17 protein-coding genes are annotated in these 20,614 nt (G+C 58.5%); 12 read left to right on the top strand and 5 right to left on the bottom strand.

Features of this window, described 5'->3' with window-relative positions:
• Positions 1-500 precede the first annotated feature (500 nt).
• Together ACR52_RS31575 and ACR52_RS11375 are read right to left on the bottom strand one after the other, a co-directional pair.
• Positions 501-4,031 (bottom strand): membrane-targeted effector domain-containing toxin, encoded by a 3,531-nt coding sequence (locus tag ACR52_RS31575; protein WP_161799294.1) that lies wholly within the window; start codon positions 4,029-4,031, stop codon positions 501-503.
• Between the two features lie 242 nt (positions 4,032-4,273).
• On the bottom strand, positions 4,274-4,984 hold the full coding sequence (locus tag ACR52_RS11375) for an SIMPL domain-containing protein (RefSeq protein ID WP_048724080.1): 711 nt from the start codon (positions 4,982-4,984) through the stop codon (positions 4,274-4,276).
• Positions 4,985-5,233: 249 nt separating this feature from the next.
• On the opposite strand from ACR52_RS11375, the gene ACR52_RS11370 reads away from it, so the two are divergent.
• The 3 genes from ACR52_RS11370 (at position 5,234) to ACR52_RS11360 (ending at position 8,871) form a co-directional block, all read left to right on the top strand.
• On the top strand, positions 5,234-6,496 hold the full coding sequence (locus ACR52_RS11370) for an ATP-binding protein (protein WP_048724078.1): 1,263 nt from the start codon (positions 5,234-5,236) through the stop codon (positions 6,494-6,496).
• The gene (locus ACR52_RS11365) at positions 6,489-7,049 is read left to right on the top strand and encodes a response regulator transcription factor (protein WP_003171731.1); all 561 of its coding nucleotides are present in this window, start codon (positions 6,489-6,491) and stop codon (positions 7,047-7,049) included. The genes ACR52_RS11370 and ACR52_RS11365 overlap by 8 nt, the downstream gene beginning before the upstream one ends.
• Before the next feature lie 100 nt (positions 7,050-7,149).
• A complete protein-coding gene (locus tag ACR52_RS11360; protein ID WP_048724077.1) occupies positions 7,150-8,871 on the top strand; it encodes an ABC transporter ATP-binding protein/permease in 1,722 nt (573 codons plus the stop codon).
• Positions 8,872-9,148: 277 nt separating this feature from the next.
• Here the strand turns inward: ACR52_RS11360 and ACR52_RS11355 are convergent, their stop codons facing one another.
• Positions 9,149-9,586, bottom strand: coding sequence for a YhcB family protein (locus ACR52_RS11355; protein WP_003171734.1), 438 nt, complete (start codon positions 9,584-9,586; stop codon positions 9,149-9,151).
• Positions 9,587-9,733: 147 nt separating this feature from the next.
• Here ACR52_RS11355 and ACR52_RS11350 point away from each other — a divergent pair, with 147 nt between their 5' ends.
• The 3 genes from ACR52_RS11350 (at position 9,734) to zapE (ending at position 12,917) form a co-directional block, all read left to right on the top strand.
• Positions 9,734-10,363 (top strand): alpha/beta hydrolase, encoded by a 630-nt coding sequence (locus ACR52_RS11350; RefSeq protein WP_048724074.1) that lies wholly within the window; start codon positions 9,734-9,736, stop codon positions 10,361-10,363.
• Positions 10,364-10,387: 24 nt separating this feature from the next.
• A complete protein-coding gene (locus tag ACR52_RS11345; RefSeq protein ID WP_048724073.1) occupies positions 10,388-11,743 on the top strand; it encodes a tryptophan--tRNA ligase in 1,356 nt (451 codons plus the stop codon).
• A gap of 79 nt (positions 11,744-11,822) precedes the next feature.
• Positions 11,823-12,917 (top strand): cell division protein ZapE, encoded by a 1,095-nt coding sequence (gene zapE / locus ACR52_RS11340; RefSeq protein WP_048724071.1) that lies wholly within the window; start codon positions 11,823-11,825, stop codon positions 12,915-12,917.
• Between the two features lie 146 nt (positions 12,918-13,063).
• Here zapE and ACR52_RS11335 read toward each other — a convergent pair whose 3' ends face one another.
• Positions 13,064-13,984, bottom strand: a complete 921-nt coding sequence (locus tag ACR52_RS11335) for a GlxA family transcriptional regulator (protein WP_173439237.1) — start codon at positions 13,982-13,984, stop codon at positions 13,064-13,066.
• Positions 13,985-14,204: 220 nt separating this feature from the next.
• Here ACR52_RS11335 and ACR52_RS11330 point away from each other — a divergent pair, with 220 nt between their 5' ends.
• Positions 14,205-15,341, top strand: a complete 1,137-nt coding sequence (locus tag ACR52_RS11330; RefSeq protein WP_048724067.1) for an acyl-CoA dehydrogenase family protein — start codon at positions 14,205-14,207, stop codon at positions 15,339-15,341.
• A 221-nt stretch (positions 15,342-15,562) separates the two neighbouring features.
• On the opposite strand, the gene ACR52_RS11325 is transcribed toward ACR52_RS11330, so the two are convergent.
• Complete coding sequence (locus tag ACR52_RS11325) at positions 15,563-16,603, bottom strand: NADP(H)-dependent aldo-keto reductase (protein ID WP_048724066.1); 1,041 nt, start codon at positions 16,601-16,603, stop codon at positions 15,563-15,565.
• Positions 16,604-16,851: 248 nt separating this feature from the next.
• On the opposite strand from ACR52_RS11325, the gene rplM reads away from it, so the two are divergent.
• From rplM to ACR52_RS11300, 5 genes are all read left to right on the top strand, one after another.
• The gene (rplM, locus tag ACR52_RS11320) at positions 16,852-17,280 is read left to right on the top strand and encodes a 50S ribosomal protein L13 (protein WP_010568039.1); all 429 of its coding nucleotides are present in this window, start codon (positions 16,852-16,854) and stop codon (positions 17,278-17,280) included.
• Between the two features lie 14 nt (positions 17,281-17,294).
• A complete protein-coding gene (rpsI, locus tag ACR52_RS11315; protein ID WP_003216038.1) occupies positions 17,295-17,687 on the top strand; it encodes a 30S ribosomal protein S9 in 393 nt (130 codons plus the stop codon).
• Positions 17,688-17,952: 265 nt separating this feature from the next.
• Positions 17,953-18,546, top strand: coding sequence for a ubiquinol-cytochrome c reductase iron-sulfur subunit (petA, locus tag ACR52_RS11310; protein WP_048724060.1), 594 nt, complete (start codon positions 17,953-17,955; stop codon positions 18,544-18,546).
• Positions 18,546-19,757, top strand: a complete 1,212-nt coding sequence (locus ACR52_RS11305; RefSeq protein ID WP_048724058.1) for a cytochrome b — start codon at positions 18,546-18,548, stop codon at positions 19,755-19,757. The genes petA and ACR52_RS11305 overlap by 1 nt, the downstream gene beginning before the upstream one ends.
• Entirely contained in the window at positions 19,757-20,533 is a 777-nt protein-coding gene (locus tag ACR52_RS11300) for a cytochrome c1 (RefSeq protein WP_048724057.1), read from the top strand. Before ACR52_RS11305 ends, ACR52_RS11300 begins: the two co-directional genes overlap by 1 nt.
• The last annotated feature ends 81 nt before the right edge of the window (positions 20,534-20,614 follow it).

The raw sequence follows: 20,614 nt of genomic DNA, 5'->3' as shown, positions 1-20,614 counted from the left end.
TGTGGATGAGGGGGGGATTTGCACCGATGCTTGCGGATCATCCTTTGTCGCGCGCATTGCACTGATCAGGTTTTGTACCAACTGGCTGTCGCCCAGGGCGCGACTGTCGGGTGGCGTCTTGGCCGTAAGTGGGGCGTTTGAGTCAGGCCGAACAGCGAACCGATTGTGTGGAGGCAGTTGGATGTGGGTAGGGGAGGCTGTGACTGTCATCGATCGAGTTCTCGCTGGTGGTTTGAATACCTGCCCGCAGCGCACTCCTTGCAAGTCTGGGAGGGGTGTAGGTAGGTGTCGAAAACCGGGCGATCGATTCCACGAAGACTGTATTAAACGATGGCAGCATATTGCGAAATGGCCGATCAGGCGTGTACCCGATTCGGCTTGCATTCAGGCGAAAAAAAAACGGCGCGCCTGTTCAGGCTGCGCCGTTGCGGTTCGGGGTGAGCGGCGTTAATGGGTAAGCGCGGAGTCCGCTGGAGCGTTATGTGCAAACCGGTTCGTGACTAGACCGTCAGCGCGTCGATATTGTAATCGAGGTGAATGTCACCGGAGGGTTGGGGGGTGTTGGAGCCGTGCTCGAATTTCAACGAGGGCGGTGGCGTGTGTGGGGGCTGACTGACCAGGCTTGAGCTGCCTTTAAGAGACGGGCTTACGGACACTCCGACACTGTCGGTCAATTCAGCAATACACGGGACACCAAGGTCAGTATTCATATGGGATTTTCCGACGATGGCCACGAACTTTCCTCCGGGCGGGGTTCGCTCGATGATTTTCACCGCGTGATAATTGAACTCTTTAAGGCGGTCCTCTACTCCCTGTGCATGCGTGTATATATGCATTCTATCGTCTGTACGCCATGTCAATTGCTGGTGTTCGAGGCCTATGACTTTTATCCCATGTTTGTCTGCTTCGTTTATGACGTCCAGCAGCGTCGGGCCGCCGGTGTAGTCGGCGCTGTAAGCGTGTGGACCAAAGTAAGGGGCGTCCGAAGGGAGCAGCGCCGCGTCGGCAATGTTGGAAGAGCCTTGAATAAACGGAGCACCCTCGACATAAAGGGTTGAGACGCCACTCGCCTTGAAGTGTTTCATCTTATCGATGACCAACTGATAGGCGGAAGGCTCATCATGCATTTCGCCGATGACCAAACCCCGCACTCCCGGTTGGGACAGCGTGCTTTGAATGGCCGATTCCGGTGTGCTGTTGATAGTCATCACGGGGAGTTCAGGCCGCGTCGGCATACCGTTTGTTGCCAGATTGTCGTAGAAAATGTCCATATCACGCCTGAACCAGCGCCTGATTTGCCCGATAGCGGCTGCGCCATCGTTGATGTCATTGATCGCATTGCCTGCGAGAACTCGATCCATATAGACGCTGTCTGTGGGTGGCAAAGACCGGCCTAGGTGTCGCCTGCCCCCCAGTATGTCATTCGAGCCCCATTTCCCATCAGGTTTGGCATGTACAGTCATGACCGGCTTGCGTGTATCAGGATCAATGATCTGCACATAGTTGTTTTTAAGCCTGAAGTTCCCTCTGATCTCATACACCTGGGGAACACCGGTTGCATCGGTATAGCGGACGAACCAGTAGTCGTTGCCGGTGGTTTCATCCTTGAGTTGGTAGATGCCCTTCGAGTTGCGCACGGCATTTTCAATCAGCTGCTCGCCGTTCGGCACCGCGTATTGGCTGATGTTCCCTGCTTGGCTGGGGCTCAGCCGGTTAACTCCAGGTTCTGTTGGCGGCGCTCCATCCACTTTTCCTGTCTCGGGCTTATCTTCAGACTCTTCCTCCTTTGGAACGATGACATCATCAGTACTGCTGGAAGCCTTTGGTACGCGTACCAATTCAAAGTCTTTCGTCTGCGCATTATATGTCCAGCTGTAATGTTGGATTGCGGCGGAGTCAACGATCGCGTCGGCCTCACCCAGTAAGGGCTCTGCTGCTATTAGCGCCACTTCATGCACCAGTTGCAGGCTTGATAAAACGGCTGCGGCATTGCCGCCAACGCGGTCGTCGGCTTTCATGCCATAGATGGAATCATGGACGCCGAAGACAATGTTGCCCGCGTTACCGACGACGGGTACGTAACCGAAGGTATTGCCCCACAAGTCTTTCGCGGCCTTCCAGTTTTGCTGCGAGGATCCAAACACCTCAGTTTGGTCGGACCATACTGCATTGTTTGCGTTCAGAGCCTGGTAGTGGGAGGCAATACCGCTCTCCAGGTCGCCATGTTTCAATTGATAATCCGAGTCACGCGACAGGGTGTAATTAAATAACTCTCGAACGGGTATGGATTGATCTGAAAAGGCGTTGTAGTACCCTGGGAATCTGGATTTGTTATCTTGAATCAGACAGTCGAGGACATACCCAGCCCGCGGCCAATGAGCGTCTTTGCCTCCTTGTCTATTGCTCGCATTAAAACTGCGTAGTACATGTTCACGGTTGTCTTTAGCCCAACTTGCAAACGCGTCATCGCCGTTTATTTCACGAACAGAGCCGTTCCTCAAATCAACCATCAAACCCTTATTGGGTCTATGCTCATAATCGCCGTTATACGGGGTGTAAGGAATAAAGGCATACCCGGCCAATGGGTAGCCGTACAGGTTGGGGATAATGACTTGCCCGTTATTATCCAGTGTGCGATTGACTGCTTCTTGACCGGCAGGGCTTAACGTTTCAATGCTGTCCTCATTGTCACGAAGGTTTTGCAGGGTGGCCCGTATTACATAGGCGTCTGCTTTTCCCGAGCGTTGCGCTACTGCTCCCGACGCCACCCGCATTGGCTTGGCTATTTCAGCTTCCCAATGATTTTGAAGTTTCTCGCCAAGCGATTCCAGATCCTTAACCTTGCTTCGATCTTGAGACTCGATATGCATGAAATTGAAATTGATCGGACCACCGCGCTGCACTTTGTCGTGCGCGAGGGCACCCGCTGCAATTTCCCATGCAAAGTAGGTGCGTTTGTCGGTGTGGGTCAGTACGTCGGGTTTGCCCATTCCTGTGTAGGAGGTGAACGTCACCGTGATTTTTTCATGCGGGTCGTAGCCTGCTGCCAACAAACCAGCACTGAAGTACCCTGCGGGTTCCGTTAAGAGGCGCGCGTTCTGGAATTTAACGTTTCTTGCGCCTTCGTTGCCGCTTTCTATATCCCCGATATGGTTTTTTACACGTTTGGCAAAGGCATCGATATGCTGCAACCGCTCTTCGACGGTATACCCGGTTGTGGGCGGCGAAATGGTGTCTGACCCATAAATTGTGGCCCTGGCGGAATAGAGTTCAGAATCAGGACTCGCGACCGGAGCCGGTTTTTGTCGAGGATCAACCTTTTTATCGTTTGAATTATCCTCGGTGGGCGGGATTTGCTCGGTGTGCCGATGGTAGATGTCGGCCACGGCTTGTCGCTGCTTGTGCAGCGCATAGTCTCCGTATTCGGGGTGATGCCTGGGTTGAAATATTTGCCCAGGCTCAGCGTTGGTGTGAGTGCTTGCGGTTTCTTTATGGATCATCCGCTCCATCACTGGCGAGCCATAGAATGACGCCACTTTTCGCACTTCAACCGTGTCGCGAAAGGCGTCGTTGTAGTGGATGGGATCACCGCTGCCGCCGGCTATCACCTCACCTGCCGCCAATACAGGTGCCGCTACGCTGGACCATCCGGAACTGTCGTTGGGGGTGAACGTGACGCGCCGATGATTGATCGCGACCGAGATGGAGTCGGTGTCTGGAAAAATGACGATGCTTCCAGGCGCAATCCTAGTGTCCTTTATCCAGTCTTGAAATTCGGGGTTTTTCAGCGCGAAAGCCAATTGGGTTCGCCACTGACCGAGTGTGGAAGAGGGGGGGATTTGCACAGGTTCCTGCTGATAATCCTTTCTCTTATTCATTGCACTGATCATGTTTTGTGTCAGTTGGTTGTCGCCCAGGGCGCGACTGTCGGGTGGCGTATTGGCCGTGAGTGGCGTGTTTGAGTCAGGCCGAATAGCGGACTGGTTGTGTTGAGGCAACGGGAGGTGCGCAGCGGAGGCTGTGATTGTCATTGTCATCGATCAAGTTCTCAGTGGTGGTTTGAATACCTGCCCGCAGCGCACTCCTTGCAAGTCTGGGAGGGGTGTAGGTAGGTGTCGAAAACCGAGGGGTTGATTCCACTGAGACGCTCTTAATAGATGGCCGAATATTGCGAAATGGCCGATCAGGCGCGTGCCCGATTCGGCTTGCTTTCAGGCGAAAAAAAACGGCGCAGCCTGTTCAGGCTGCGCCGTTGCTATAGAGGGGAGCGACGTTACGGGGTCACTTCAATCACGCCGTCTGCCGACATCGATACCTGGCTGGTACCCGCTTCAACTTCCGGCGTCGGTGCTGAATCCATCGCTGCGGCTTTCATCATCATCCCGCCGCGTGCGTAAGGCTGTGGATAACCATTGGTGTTGAAGTTCAGGTTGACGATTTTGTAACCCTTGCCGCCCAGCGCGTCGGTGGCCAGTTGCGCGCGTGCCTTGAATGCGGCGACCGCTTCCTTGAGCAGGGCATCTTCGCTGGCCTTGCGGGTCGAGTTGGCGATGGCAAAATCCATGCTGTCCATTTTCAGGTTGGTCAGCATCTCGCCGGTGAGCTTGGACAGCGCAGCAAAGTCTGAGCTTTCCATGCGCAGTTCAGCGCGTTCACGCCAGCCGGTGATCTTCTGGTTCTTGTTGTCGTAGATCGGGTAGCTGTTGCGGCTGCCCTGGCGCAGGGTCACGTCTTTGACTTCACGCGCCTGGGCCAGGGCCTTGTTCATGGTGGTGGTGATTTCGGCGGCCAGCTTGCCCGGGTCGGTGTTTTGGGACTCGGTGTAGAGCGTGACGATCATTTGATCGCGGGCCACTTCCTGGCTGACTTCGGCGCGCAGGGAGATCTGGTTGTAATGCAGTTCATCGGCAGCCACGGCTGGCAGGCTGGCGAGGGTGGCGGCGCCGAGAGAGAGAACGGCAGCACTGCGAATGAAACGTGACATGGAAGCTCCTTGAGGGTTGTTCGTATCGGTATGACTGTAGACGGTGGTGTCGGGTTCTTCGGGTTTACGAATTAGAAAAAAAGAGTCAAGCGACAAGCTGCAAGCTGAAAACGCGCGCTTTCTTGCCGCTTTTAGCGTGCGGCTTGAACCTGCGACGCCCCTGCGTCAAAGAGCCACACACCCCATGCCCGAGGCGCCGCTTCGTTTATACTCCTGCCGATCCGCCTGCAGCGCTCACCGGGAGAGCTCATGCTCGCCGCCGTAAAACTGACTTCCGCCACCCGCCAGAACCTCTGGCGCCTGACGTTCATTCGCACCTTGGTGCTGGCCGCGCAGGCCGGCTCCGTCGGGCTCGCCTATTGGTTCGACCTGTTGCCGCTGCCGTGGGTGCAACTGGCGGTGACGCTCGGGTTTTCCATCGTGCTGTGTGCGTTTACCGCTATCCGGCTGCGCACCACCTGGCCGGTGACCGAGCTGGAATACGCCCTGCAATTGGCCTGCGACCTGTTCATCCACAGTGTGTTGCTTTACTTCTCAGGTGGTTCCACCAATCCCTTCGTTTCTTATTATCTGGTGCCACTGACCATCGCGGCCGTGACCTTGCCGTGGCGTTACTCGGTGGTGCTGTCGGGCATTGCCCTGACCCTCTACACCCTGCTGCTGGCGCAGTTCTATCCGTTGCAGACCTTTCCCATCGCCCGCGAAAACCTGCAGATCTACGGGATGTGGTTGAGCTTCGCCCTGTCCGCTGCGGTCATCACCTTCTTCGCCGCGCGCATGGCCGAAGAGCTGCGCCGTCAGGAAGAACTGCGCGCCATCCGCCGTGAAGAAGGCTTGCGCGACCAGCAGCTGCTGGCCGTCGCCACCCAGGCTGCCGGCGCGGCCCATGAGCTGGGTACGCCGCTGGCGACCATGAGTGTGCTGCTCAATGAAATGATCCAGGACCACCACGATCCGGCCCTGCAGGATGACCTCGGCGTGCTGCAGGAGCAGGTCAAGCAGTGCAAGATCACCCTGCAACAGCTGGTGCGCGCCGCCGAAGCCAATCGCCGCCTGGCGGTGGAGATGCAGGACGTCACGCAGTGGCTCGACGAAGCCCTGAACCGCTGGCACCTGATGCGCCCCGAAGCGAGTTACCGTTTCCACCTGCTGGGCCAGGGCAGCGTGCCGCGCTTGGCGCCGCCGCCGGACCTGACCCAGGCGTTGCTCAACCTGTTGAACAACGCCGCCGATGCCTGCCCCGAAGGGCTCGAAGTGCAGTTGGACTGGGATGTGGAAAACCTCACGATCAGCATTCGTGACCACGGCGCAGGCGTGCCGCTGGCCATTGCCGAGCAAATCGGCAAGCCCTTCTTTACCACCAAAGGCAAAGGCTTCGGCCTCGGCCTGTTTTTGAGCAAGGCCAGCGTGACCCGCGCGGGCGGCTCAGTGAAGCTCTATAGTCATGAGGAAGGCGGCACGCTCACCGAGCTGCGCCTGCCCCGTGTCGCACGAGGAGATATCGATGAGTGACGAGATCCAAGTCGAAGGCGAAGAACTGCCGCACCTGTTGCTGGTAGATGACGACGCTACCTTTACCCGCGTGATGGCGCGCGCTATGAGCCGTCGCGGTTTTCGCGTCAGCACCGCAGGCTCGGCCGAAGAAGGCCTGACCATCGCCCAGGCCGATCTGCCGGACTACGCCGCGCTCGACCTGAAAATGGACGGTGATTCGGGCTTGGTGCTGTTGCCCAAGCTGCTGGAACTCGATCCGGAAATGCGCGTGGTAATCCTCACGGGTTACTCCAGCATCGCCACCGCCGTCGAGGCCATCAAGCGCGGCGCCTGCAACTACCTGTGCAAGCCTGCCGACGCTGACGACGTGCTCGCCGCGTTGCTTTCCGAGCACGCCGACCTCGACACCCTGGTGCCGGAAAACCCAATGTCGGTGGACCGCCTGCAGTGGGAACACATCCAGCGCGTGCTGACCGAGCACGAAGGCAATATCTCCGCGACCGCTCGTGCCCTCGGCATGCACCGTCGCACCCTGCAACGCAAACTGCAGAAGCGCCCGGTACGCCGCTGAACGCCGGCTGAACAAACTGCTTCAGGCCGCACGGAGCCTTGAACCGATCGTCTATGATCGGTTCAAACGCCTGTCATCTTTTTCCTGTCGAGCCTGAACGATGAATCAGAACGCTGAGTATTCCGCGGTCAACGATACGGTGCGTGGGCAATTCTTCCGCCGAACCTGGGCGATGATCACGCCGTATTGGCGCAGTGAAGAGAAGGGCAAGGCTTGGTTGTTGCTGGCCGCAGTGATTGGCCTGTCGCTGTTCAGCGTGGCGATCTCCGTTTGGATCAACCACTGGTACAAGGATTTCTACAACGCGCTGGAGCACAAGGACACGGCGGCCTTCTGGCAATTGATCGGCTATTTCGGCGGCATCGCCGCCGTGGCGATTCTCGGCGCGGTGTATCGCCTGTACCTGACCCAGATGCTGACCATCCGCTGGCGTGCGTGGCTCACCGAAAAGCACTTCGCGCGCTGGCTTGCCGACAAGAATTACTACCAGCTGGAGCAGGGCGGCTACACCGACAACCCGGACCAGCGGATTTCCGAAGACCTCAACACCTTCACCTCCAGCACCTTGAACCTCGGGCTGGGGCTGCTGCGCAACGTGGTCAGCCTGGTGTCGTTCTCGATCATCCTGTGGGGTGTATCGGGCAGCATCGAGGTGTTTGGCGTCACGATTCCCGGCTACATGTTCTGGTGTGCATTGCTCTATGCCGCCGTGGGCAGTTGGCTGACGCACCTGATCGGTCGTCGCCTGATCGGGCTGAGCAACCAACAACAACGTTTCGAAGCGGACCTTCGCTTCTCCATGGTGCGCGTGCGCGAGAACGCCGAGAGCATCGCCCTGTACAACGGCGAGCCTAACGAAAACCAGCGCTTGAGCGAGCGCTTCGGCAAGGTCTGGCATAACTTCTGGGACATCATGAAAGTGTCCAAGCGCCTGACCTTTTTCACCGCCGGTTACAGCCAGATCGCGATTATCTTCCCGTTTATCGTCGCCGCGCCGCGCTACTTTACCGGCAAGATCGAGCTGGGTGAGCTGATGCAAATCAACTCGGCATTCAGCAACGTGCAGGATAACTTCAGCTGGTTTATCAGCGCCTATACGGAGCTGGCCAGCTGGCGCGCGACCAGTGATCGTCTGCTGAGCTTCAGTCAGGCCATGAGCGACAACGAGCAGCGACCTGCGGCCATCGATGTACGTCCGGAAGGCGAACGCCTGGTGGTGCAGGGCCTGGGCATGGACCTGGCGGATGGTCGCCACTTGCTCACCGATGCCGACATGACCGTAGAACCGGGCCAGCGGCTGATGCTCAGCGGGCGTTCCGGCAGCGGCAAAAGCACCTTGCTGCGTGCGATGGGCCACCTCTGGCCGGCGGGTCACGGCAGCATTCGGCTACCGGCGGCGCGTTATCTGTTCCTGCCGCAGAAGCCTTACCTGCCGATCGGTACCCTCAAGGCCGCATTGAGCTATCCACAGGACGACAGCGCCTACCCGGCGGAACGTTATGCACAGGTCCTGGAAACCTGCCGCCTGCCGCACCTGGTCAGCCGTCTGGATGAGGCCAACCACTGGCAACGCATGCTCTCGCCAGGTGAGCAGCAGCGCCTGGCCTTTGCCCGCGCGTTGTTGTTCGCGCCGCAATGGCTGTACATGGACGAAGCCACCTCGGCCATGGACGAAGAAGATGAGGCGACGTTGTACCAGGCACTGATCGATGAACTGCCTGGGCTGAGCATCGTCAGCGTCGGCCACCGCAGCAGCCTCAAGCGCTTCCATGGGCGGCATGTGCGGATCGAAAGCGGACGCCTACTGGAGCAGGAGGTTTAACACTCTGGTGAGTGGGCTTGCCCTTATGCCGATCAGGTAAAAGCAAGCACTGTACCTGTGGCGAGGGAGCTTGCTCCCGCTCGGCTGCGCAGCAGTCGTAAACCCTGACTGCGCGGTCGTACTGAAGAAAAGCGGGGCCGCTTCGCAGCCCAACGGGAGCAAGCTCCCTCGCCACAATAAGCCCGCTTGCCACAATGGGGTGAGTCGCCCGTTTCAGGGCAACAAAAAGCCCGGCTGATCATCGATCAGCCGGGCTTTTTGTTGCCCTGAAAATAACTTACTTCTTCAAGCCGTAATGCTCATCCAGCATGCCAGGGGCGTTCGGCGTTTTTGGCGCATAGTCCCGTGGTGGCTCCTGGTTTTCCCGGGGCGGGGTCAGGCGTTCCCGTGGGGTTTGCGGTGCATCGGAATGCAACGCGGCCAGCAGGCGCTGACGGGTGATGTCGTCGAGGGCCAGGCGGTTAGCGCCATCGGCGAGGTGATCCTGTACTTCCTGGTAGCTCTGAGTGAGCTTCTTGACCAGGGTCGCGGTGCTGTTGAAGTGGGTAACAACCTCGTTCTGATAACTGTCAAAACGTTCCTGAATGTCATCCAGCTGACGCTGCGTGCGGTTAGGCGCGGCGTTCGGCAGCAGGCGAGCAACCAGGAATCCAATGGCGACACCGGCAACCAGGGCAAGAGTCGGCAACAACCAAACTAAGAGCGAGTGTTCCACGAGTCCTTCCTCTATAAACGGCTTTGCTTTACGTTAACGGCTCAGACCTGCGCTGTATACCGCGATTAAGCTCGCAATGATGCCATGCACAGACTTTTAGCTAGACGAGTCGACCCCTAGAGAGGTCACGGAGTTCATTCCTTGCTCATGCGTGAAACCCCTGTTTTGATCGATGGCCCGGTAGGCCAATTGGAAGCCTTGTACCTGGATCACCCCGAGCCACGTGGCCTGGCGCTGATCTGCCACCCTAACCCGGTGCAGGGCGGGACCATGCTCAATAAAGTTGTATCGACCCTGCAGCGCACCGCGCGCGATGCCGGCCTGATCACGTTACGTTTCAATTACCGTGGCGTCGGTGCCAGCGCCGGTACACACGACATGGCCACCGGTGAAGTGGATGACGCCGAAGCGGCCGCCACCTGGCTGCGGGAAAAACACCCCGACCTGCCGATCACCCTGCTCGGGTTTTCCTTCGGTGGCTATGTGGCCGCCAGCCTCGGTGGCCGTCTGGAAGCCAAGGGTGAAAAGCTTGCGCACCTGTTCATGGTGGCCGCCGCCGTGATGCGCCTGCGCGATACCGACGTGCTGCCCCAAGACTGCCCGTTGACCCTGATCCAGCCGGAAACCGACGAAGTGGTCGACCCACAGGCCGTCTACGACTGGTCCGCCGCCCTGAAACGCCCCCATGAGCTGCTGAAAGTGGCAGAATGCGGACACTTTTTTCATGGCAAGCTGACCGATCTCAAGGATCTGGTACTGCCGCGCCTCTCGAATTGATAGCAGTCTGATAAGCGATTACCCATGACGACTCGTACCCGCATCCTCACCGGCATCACCACCACCGGCACGCCGCACCTGGGCAACTACGCCGGTGCGATCCGCCCGGCGATCCTGGCCAGCCAGGACGCCAATGCTGATTCCTTTTACTTCCTGGCCGACTACCACGCGCTGATCAAGTGCGATGACCCGCAGCGCATCCAGCGCTCGCGTATGGAAATCGCCGCGACCTGGCTGGCCGGTGGCCTGGATGTGAACCGGGTGACGTTTTATCGCCAGTCCGACATCCCGGAGATCCCCGAGCTGACCTGGCTGCTGACGTGCGTTGCCGCCAAGGGCCTGCTCAACCGCGCCCACGCCTACAAGGCCTCGGTGGACAAGAACGTGGAAACCGGCGAAGACCCGGATGCGGGTATCACCATGGGCCTGTACAGCTACCCGGTACTGATGGCGGCGGACATTTTGATGTTCAACGCACACAAGGTGCCGGTCGGTCGTGACCAGATCCAGCACGTGGAAATGGCTCGCGACATCGGCCAGCGCTTCAACCACCTGTTCGGCAACGGTAAAGAATTCTTCACCATGCCCGAGGCGTTGATCGAAGAAAGCGTCGCGACCTTGCCGGGCCTGGATGGCCGCAAAATGTCGAAAAGCTACGACAACACCATCCCGTTGTTCACCAGCGCCAAGGAGATGAAAGACACCGTCTCGCGGATCGTCACCGACTCCCGCGCGCCCGGCGAAGCGAAAGACCCGGACAACTCGCACCTGTTCACCCTGTACCAGGCGTTTGCCACCAAGGCTCAGCAAGAAGAATTCCGCGGCGAGCTGCTGCAGGGTCTGGGTTGGGGCGAAGCGAAGAACCGTCTGTTCCAACTGCTGGACGGCCAATTGGGCGAGGCGCGCGAGCGTTATCACCAACTGATGTCACGCCCTTCGGACATGGAAGACCTGCTGCTGATCGGCGCCAAGAAGGCCCGCGCCGTGGCGGCGCCTTTCCTCGCCGAGTTGCGCGAAGCGGTGGGCCTGCGTTCGTTCGTCAACCAGGCAGTAGCGCCGGTCAGTGCCAAGAAGAAAGCCGCGAAAGCCGCGCGTTTTGTGAGTTTTCGTGAAGACGACGGCAGCTTCCGCTTCCGCCTGCTGGCCGCTGATGGCGAGCAATTGCTGTTGTCGCGCAATTTTGCCGACGGTAAAGCCGCCGGCGCGGTGACCAAGCAACTGCAAAGCGGTGACGCGTTGGACGTACGCACTGAAGCCCTGAGCTTCAGCGTATGGCTGGACGGCGCCGCAGTGGCCGACAGCGCCCCATTCGCCGACGATGCGTCGCGTGATGCCGCCATCGCCGCCTTGCGCGTCGCGCTGACCCCCCTCGAGGATTAACCCGACCAAGGGTTGATTGCCATTATCCAGGGCCGTCGTTACAGTGACGGCCCGTTTTTGTTGCCTTGCTAACGAAATTATGACGCCCCTAGAACGATATCAAGCTGATCTGAAACGCCCTGAATTCTTCCATGACGCTGCCCAGGAAAACGCGGTGCGTCATTTGCAACGCCTGTATGACGACCTGGTCGCGGCTTCGCAAAGCAAGCCAGGGATGTTCAGCAAGCTGTTTGGCAAGAAAGACCACACACCGGTCAAAGGCCTGTACTTCTGGGGTGGCGTGGGCCGTGGCAAGACCTACCTGGTGGACACCTTCTTCGAAGCGCTGCCGTTCAAGGAAAAGGTTCGGACGCACTTCCACCGCTTCATGAAGCGCGTACACGAAGAGATGAAGACCCTGCCGGGCGAGAAAAACCCGCTGACGATCATCGCCAAGCGCTTCTCCGACGAAGCGCGGGTGATCTGCTTCGATGAGTTCTTCGTGTCCGACATCACCGACGCCATGATTCTCGGTACCCTGATGGAAGAGCTGTTCAAGAACGGCGTGACCCTGGTCGCCACCTCGAACATCGTGCCTGACGGTTTGTACAAGGACGGCCTGCAACGCGCGCGCTTCCTGCCGGCCATCGCGCTGATCAAGCTGCACACCGACATCGTCAACGTCGACAGCGGCGTCGACTACCGCCTGCGTCACCTTGAGCAAGCGGAGCTGTTTCACTTCCCGCTGAACGAAGCGGCGCACGAAAGCCTGCGCAAAAGCTTCCGCGCCCTGACGCCGGAATGCACCCAGTCCGTCGAAAACGACAAGCTGATGATCGAAAACCGCGAGATTATCGCCCTGCGTACTTGCGATGACGTGGCCTGGTTCGAATTCCGCCAACTGTGCGACGGCCCGCGCAGCCAGAACGACTACATCGAGTTGGGCAAGATCTTCCACGCGGTGATCCTGAGCGGCGTCGAGCAGATGAGCGTCACCACAGACGACATCGCGCGACGCTTCATCAACATGGTCGACGAGTTCTATGACCGCAACGTCAAGCTGATCATCTCGGCGGAAGTCGAGCTCAAGGACCTCTACACCGGCGGTCGCTTGAACTTCGAATTCCAGCGTACGTTGAGCCGCTTGCTGGAAATGCAATCCCACGAGTTCCTGTCGCGCGGGCACAAACCCTAAGCACATCTTCCAGCCAGCGCCGTTGATCGTTCCCACGATCCGCGTGGGAATGCATCCCGTGACGCTCTGCGTCACACTCGTGCGCCGAATGGCGGGACGCGGAGCGTCCCAGGCGGCATTCCCACGCAGAGCGTGGGAACGATCATTCAGGCAGCCTGCTGGAACTGCTGCCGGTACTGGTTAGGCGACAGCTCGGTGTGCTGCCGGAACAACCGCGCAAAGAAACTCGCATCGTCGTAACCCACCTCATAACTGATGGTCTTGATGCTCTTGCGGCTGCCCGAGAGCAGGCCCTTGGCGGTCTCGATGCGCAGGCGCTGCAGGTAATGCAGTGGCTTGTCGCCGGTGGCGGTCTGGAAACGGCGCATGAAGTTGCGGATGCTCATGCCGTGTTCGCGGGCGACGTCTTCGAAGCGGAACTTGTCGGCGAAGTGCTCTTCTAGCCAGTGCTGGATCTGCAGGATGATCACGTCCTGGTGCAGCTTCTGCCCGCCAAAACCAATGCGCCCCGGCGCGTAGTTGCGCTGCACTTCGTAGAGGATGTCGCGGGCCACGGCCTGGGCGATGTTGGCGCCGCAGAAGCGTTCGATCAGGTAGATATAGAGGTCGCAGGCCGAAGTGGTGCCGCCGGCACAGTACAGGTTGTCGGCGTCGGTGAGGTGCTTGTCCTGGTTGAGCTGAACCTTGGGGAAGCGCTCGCTGAAGGCGTTGAAGAAACGCCAGTAGGTGGTCGCCTCCTTGCCATCGAGCAGCCCGGCCTCGGCCAGCCAGAACACCCCGGTGGCTTCGCCGCAGAGCACGGCACCGCGTGCGTGTTGCTCGCGCAGCCACGGCAGCACTTGCGGGTAGCGCGTGCACAGGGCCTCGAAGTCATCCCAGAAGGCCGGTAAGACGATGATGTCGGCGTCTTCCAGGCCGCCGTCCACCGGCATGATCACATCACTGAAGCTGCAGACCGATTGCCCGTCGGGGCTGACCAGGCGCGTTTCGAACGCCGGAGTCAGGCCCAGGCCTTGTTGCTTGCCGTAACGCAGGCTGGCGAGGTGGAAGAAATCCTTGGCTTGCATGAGGGTTGAAGCGAATACCCGATCAATGGCCAAAATGCTGACGCGCCGCAAGGGCGTGGAGATTTGGTTAGACATAATTTCATTTATTCTTATAGGGGAAAGTGGTCACCAGACGGCTGGATCGTCTTATTTTTTGTCGCATGTGTCCAGTGTCCCGTGACGCCTTCGCGGCATAGGCTCTGTGGGCTCGTCTTTGTCCGACAATCCACGCAGGTGACCCATGATCCCCAGAACGTTGTTCAGCCCGGAGCACGAACTCTTCCGCCATAGCGTGCGCACTTTCCTCGAAAAAGACGCCGCGCCGTTTCACGGGCAATGGGAGAAGCAGGGCTATATCGATCGCAAGCTTTGGAGTAAAGCGGGCGAGGCGGGGATGCTGTGCTCCCATCTGCCAGAGGAATACGGCGGCCTGGGCGCGGACTTCCTCTACAGCACGGTGGTGATTGAGGAGATCAGCCGACTGGGGCTGACCGGCATCGGTTTCTCCCTGCATTCGGACATCGTTGCGCCGTACATCCTGCATTACGGCAGTGAAGCGCTGAAACACAAGTACCTGCCCAAATTGATCTCCGGCGAGATGGTCACGGCCATTGCGATGACCGAGCCGGGGGCCGGGTCCGACCTGCAAGGGGTCAAGACGACTGCCGTGCTCGACGGCGATGAGTATGTGATCAACGGCTCCAAGACCTTTATCACCAACGGCTTTCTCGCCGAGTTGGTGATCGTGGTCGCCAAGACCGATCCCAAGGCCGGTGCAAAGGGCACCAGCCTGTTTCTGGTTGAAGCCGACACGCCGGGCTTCGACAAGGGTAAGCGTCTGGAGAAGGTGGGCATGAAGGCCCAGGACACGTCGGAGCTGTTCTTCCAGGACGTGCGCGTGCCCAAGGACAACTTGCTGGGTCAGGCGGGCATGGGCTTCGCGTACCTGATGCAGGAGCTGCCCCAGGAGCGCTTGACCGTGGCGATTGGCGCGCTGTCGTCAGCCGAGGCGGCGTTGCAGTGGACCTTGGATTACACCCGCGAGCGCAAAGCGTTTGGCAAGGCGATTGCCGATTTCCAGAACACCCGGTTCAAGCTGGCCGAGATGGCGACCGAGATCCAGATTGGCCGCGTGTTCGTCGACAAGTGCTTGGCGTTGCATCTGGAGGGCAAGCTGGATGTGCCCACGGCGGCGATGGCCAAGTACTGGGCCACGGACCTGCAATGCAAGGTGCTCGACGATTGCGTGCAGTTGCACGGAGGCTACGGCTTCATGTGGGAATACCCGATTGCCAGGGCCTGGGCAGATGCGCGCGTGCAACGGATTTATGCGGGGACCAACGAGATCATGAAGGAGATTATTGCGCGGGCGCTTTAGCGCCGGAGTTGAAGGGCTTTTGTGGCGAGCGGGCTTGCCCTGAAGCCGCTCAGTTAAGGGCGGGCACTGAACCTGTGGCGAGGGAGCTTGTCGGATCGCCGCACCGTCCCGTTGGGCCGCGAAGCAGCCCCAAAGATGGGACTGCTACGCAGTCCAACGGGACGGTGCGGCGATCCGACAAGCTCCCTAGCCACAGGGTATGTGTCAGCCTGTCCAGTCAATCAAGGTGCAGGATTTGGATGATCCTTCTGAATCGCCTCAATCCCGTCCAGCACCTCTTTCGATAACTTCAGATCAGCACTGGCAATGTTGCTGTCCAGCTGCTCCAGGCTCGTCGCGCCAATAATGTTGCTGGTCACGAACGGCTGCTGCGTCACGAACGCCAGGGCCATCTGCGCCGGGTCCAGGCCATGCTCGCGCGCCAGTGCGACATAACGGCTGCAGGCTGCTTCCGACTGCGGGTTGAAGTAGCGGCTGAAGCGGCTGTATTCCGTCAGGCGCGCTTTTGCCGGGCGTGCACCGCCTTCGTACTTGCCGCTGAGCATGCCGAACGCCAGAGGCGAGTAGGCCAGCAGCCCGCACTGTTCGCGAATGGCGATTTCCGCCAGGCCCACTTCGAAGCTGCGGTTGAGCAGGTTGTAGGGGTTCTGGATCGACACCGCGCGGGTCCAGCCACGGGCTTCGGCCAGGGCCAGGAACTTCATGGTGCCCCACGGCGTTTCGTTGGACAGGCCGATGTGGCGGATCTTGCCGGCCTTCACCTGTTCGTCCAGCGCTTCGAGGGTTTCCTCCAGCGGGGTCAGGTCGTCTTCGTCCTTGTGCTTGTAGCTCAGTTGGCCAAAGAAGTTGGTGCTGCGTTCCGGCCAGTGCAACTGGTAGAGGTCGATCCAGTCGGTTTGCAGGCGCTTGAGGCTGGCATCCAGGGCTTCGACGATGTGCTTGCGGTTGTGCCGCAGGTGGCCATCGCGGATGTAATCGATGGTGTTGCCGGGGCCGGCGATCTTGCTGGCGAGGATCCAGTCGGCACGGTCGCCCCGGCTCTTGAAGTAATTGCCGATATAACGCTCAGTGGTGGCATAGGTGTCGGCCTTGGGCGGTACCGGGTACATTTCTGCGGTATCGAGGAAGTTGATCCCCGCGGCCTTGGCCCTTTCGATCTGTGCGAAGGCCTCTGCCTCGCTGTTCTGCTCGCCCCAAGTCATGGTGCCCAAGGCTATCGCGCTCACGTTCAGATCGGTTCGGCCCAGCTGTCGATAATCCATCGGGTACTCCTTCAGGGAAAACAATCATAAAAGCAGGTTGAATTTTTTTTCGCAATCTGCATAATTGCCCACCTCTTTCTGCAGTGGAAGTGATGCGCCGCCTGCCGAAGAATCTTGCCGTTGAACGGACGCGCCGACCCGAGCCCCCGATAGCGTCTGTATCCGGCTGCCTTTGACTTGTCAAAGTACGCACTATTCAGTAAGATCCGCCGTCTAATTTACAGGGCGGCCCCTGAGGCTATTAAAGAATGACAACTTTTACTGCAAAACCGGAAACAGTTCAGCGCGACTGGTTTGTCGTCGACGCCGCTGGTCAGACTCTGGGTCGTCTGGCCACTGAAGTCGCCAGCCGTCTGCGTGGCAAGCACAAGCCTGAATACACCCCTCACGTTGACACCGGTGACTACATCGTGATCATCAACGCTGAGCAGGTACGTGTTACCGGCAACAAAGCGCAAGACAAAATGTACTACCGTCACTCCGGTTTCCCAGGCGGCATCAAGTCTTCCAATTTCGAAGGCCTGATCGCTAAGAAGCCTGAGGCCCCGATTGAAATCGCGGTTAAAGGCATGCTGCCGAAGGGCCCACTGGGTCGCGATATGTTTCGCAAGCTGAAAGTCTATGCGGGCGCTGCTCACCCTCATGCTGCTCAGCAGCCCCAAGAACTGAAGTTTTAACGGAATAGTTCATTATGTCGGCGACTCAAAATTACGGCACTGGCCGTCGCAAAACCGCAACCGCACGCGTTTTCCTGCGTCCGGGCACTGGTAACATCTCGATCAACAACCGCACTCTGGAAAACTTCTTCGGCCGCGAAACTGCCCGCATGGTAGTTCGTCAGCCGCTGGAATTGACCGAGACAGTTGAAAAGTTCGACATCTACGTCACCGTTATCGGTGGCGGTGTAAGTGGTCAAGCTGGCGCAATCCGCCACGGTATCACTCGCGCTCTGATGCAGTACGACGAAACCCTGCGTGGCGCTCTGCGCAAAGCTGGCTTCGTGACTCGTGATGCCCGTGAAGTTGAACGTAAGAAAGTCGGTCTGCGTAAAGCGCGTAAGCGTCCGCAGTACTCGAAGCGTTAATTCGCTTTACGTTCCACAAAAACGCCCAGCTCCTCACGGAGCTGGGCGTTTTTTATTGCCTGCGATTATTCACAAATTTCGCCGTGACAACTTGCCACATCCGTAGACCCCCTATACTACAAGGCCTGGAGCTGGAGGCCCGGGCAATTCCCTTGTCAGACGTGGGGCTTTTCATTACCATTCGGCAAAATTTTTATAAGTTCAGATTTAATACTTAGTAGACGCCTGATTTAACAGGCCAAAAAAGCTGATGGGAGAGGACTGAATGAGCAATGACGGCGTGAATGCAGGCCGGCGTCGCTTCTTGGTAGCAGCCACATCCGTGGTGGGTGCTGCAGGAGCGGTGGGGGCTGCGGTCCCGTTCGTGGGGTCATGGTTTCCCAGTGCCAAGGCGAAAGCCGCAGGTGCACCGGTGAAGGTGAATATCAGCAAGATCGAGCCAGGTCAGCAGATGATTGCTGAGTGGCGTGGTCAGCCGGTATTCATTGTTCGTCGTACAGAGGAAATCCTGGGAAATCTGAAAAAGATCGAAGGCCAGTTGTCTGACCCTACATCTGAGAAATCCGACCAACCCGCCTACGCCAAAAACGAAGCACGTTCGATCAAGCCAGAGATTCTGCTGCTGGTCGGTCTCTGCACCCACCTCGGATGCTCGCCTACCTTCCGACCGGAAGTCGCGCCAGTTGACCTGGGCAAGGACTGGGTCGGCGGTTATTTCTGCCCTTGCCACGGCTCGCACTATGACCTGGCGGGCCGCGTCTACAAATCGCAACCAGCTCCGTTGAACCTGCCCGTGCCTCCGCATAACTACGAATCTGACGACATCATTGTCATTGGCCTCGACAAGGAGAACGCGTGATGAGCAAGTTCATGGATTGGGTAGATGCGCGCTTCCCCGCTACGAAAATGTGGGAAGACCATCTCAGCAAGTATTACGCACCAAAGAACTTTAACTTCTTCTACTTCTTCGGCTCCCTGGCACTGCTGGTGCTGGTCAACCAGATCGTCACCGGCGTCTGGCTGACGATGAGCTATACACCCTCGGCGGAAGAAGCGTTCGCTTCCGTCGAATACATCATGCGTGACGTCGAATACGGCTCGATCCTGCGCCTGCTGCACTCCACCGGCGCGTCAGCGTTCTTTATCGTCGTCTACCTGCACATGTTCCGTGGCTTGCTCTACGGTTCGTACCAGAAGCCCCGCGAGCTGGTGTGGGTCTTCGGCATGCTGATCTACCTGGCGCTGATGGCCGAAGCCTTCATGGGTTACCTGCTGCCGTGGGGCCAGATGTCCTACTGGGGCGCCCAGGTGATCATCTCGCTGTTTGGTGCGATTCCGGTGATCGGCAACGACCTGACGCAGTGGATCCGCGGTGACTACCTGATCTCCGGTATCACCCTGAATCGCTTCTTCGCCTTGCACGTCGTGGCCCTGCCGATCGTGATTCTCGGCCTGGTGGTGCTGCACATCCTGGCGCTGCACGAAGTGGGTTCCAACAACCCGGATGGTGTGGACATCAAGAAGCACAAGGACGAGAACGGCATCCCTCTGGATGGCATTCCGTTCCACCCGTACTACACCGTGAAAGACATTGTCGGTGTTGTCGTGTTCCTGTTCGTGTTCTGCTCGATCGTGTTCTTTTTCCCGGAGATGGGTGGTTATTTCCTGGAGAAGCCTAACTTCGAACAGGCCAACGCCTTCAAGACCCCTGAGCACATTGCTCCTGTCTGGTACTTCACGCCGTTCTACGCGATCTTGCGGGCGATCCCCGACAAGCTCATGGGCGTCATCGCCATGGGCGGGGCCATCGCGGTGCTGTTCGTGCTGCCGTGGCTCGACCGAAGCCCGGTCAAGTCCATGCGCTACAAGGGCTGGCTGAGCAAGATCTGGCTGTGGGTGTTCTGCATCTCGTTCGTGATCCTGGGCGTGCTGGGCGTATTGGCACCGACTCCTGAGCGTACGTTGCTGTCACAGGTCTGCACCTTCCTGTACTTCGCCTACTTCATTCTGATGCCGTTCTACACCCGGCTTGAGAAGACCAAACCGGTACCGGAAAGGGTGACTGGCTGATGAAAAAATTATTCGTTGCATTGATACTTGCGGCCCTGCCGCTACTGTCCTTCGCTGCCGAGCACGGCCCGGAACTGGAAAAAGTCGATATCGACGTTTCAGACAAGGCCGCCCTGCAAGACGGCGCGCGTACGTTCGCCAACTACTGCATGGGTTGCCACAGCGCTAAGTTCCAGCGTTATGAGCGTGTTGCCGATGACCTGGGCATCCCCCACGAGGTCATGCTGGAGAAGCTGGTGTTCACCGGCGCCAAGATTGGCGACCACATGAACATCGGCATGAAGCCGGCTGACGCCAAGGCCTGGTTCGGTGCTGCACCGCCCGACCTGACCCTGGTGGCACGTGTTCGCGGCACCGACTGGCTCTACGGTTACCTCAAGTCGTTCTACGAAGACCCGTCGCGTCCATGGGGCGTGAACAACAAAGTGTTCCCGAACGTCGGTATGCCTAACGTTCTGGTCGGCCTGCAAGGCAAGCAAGTGGTAGGATGCAAGCAGGTTCAGGTCGTGGAAGACGGCAAGAAGCAATACGATCCGTTGACCGGCACGCCGTTGACTCATGAAGCGTGCGATCAACTGAAGATAGACACCCCCGGTGCCTTGAATGACGAGCAGTTCGACGACAAGGTCAAGAACCTTGTGACCTTCCTGGCCTACTCGGCCAACCCGGTCAAACTGCAGCATCAGCGTATCGGTACTTATGTCTTGCTGTACCTGGCTTTCTTCTTCGTATTCGCTTATCTGCTCAAACGCGAATACTGGAAAGATGTGCATTGATCCAACCGTAAGCAATTGCTGTTAATCTTGCGCGCCCAGCGGCATCTCTGAACACGTAGCGACGGGTAAAACCTGTCGTTG

Source organism: Pseudomonas fildesensis (assembly GCF_001050345.1).
Taxonomy (GTDB): domain Bacteria; phylum Pseudomonadota; class Gammaproteobacteria; order Pseudomonadales; family Pseudomonadaceae; genus Aquipseudomonas; species Aquipseudomonas fildesensis.
This window is presented reverse-complemented; position numbering and strand designations above follow the sequence as displayed.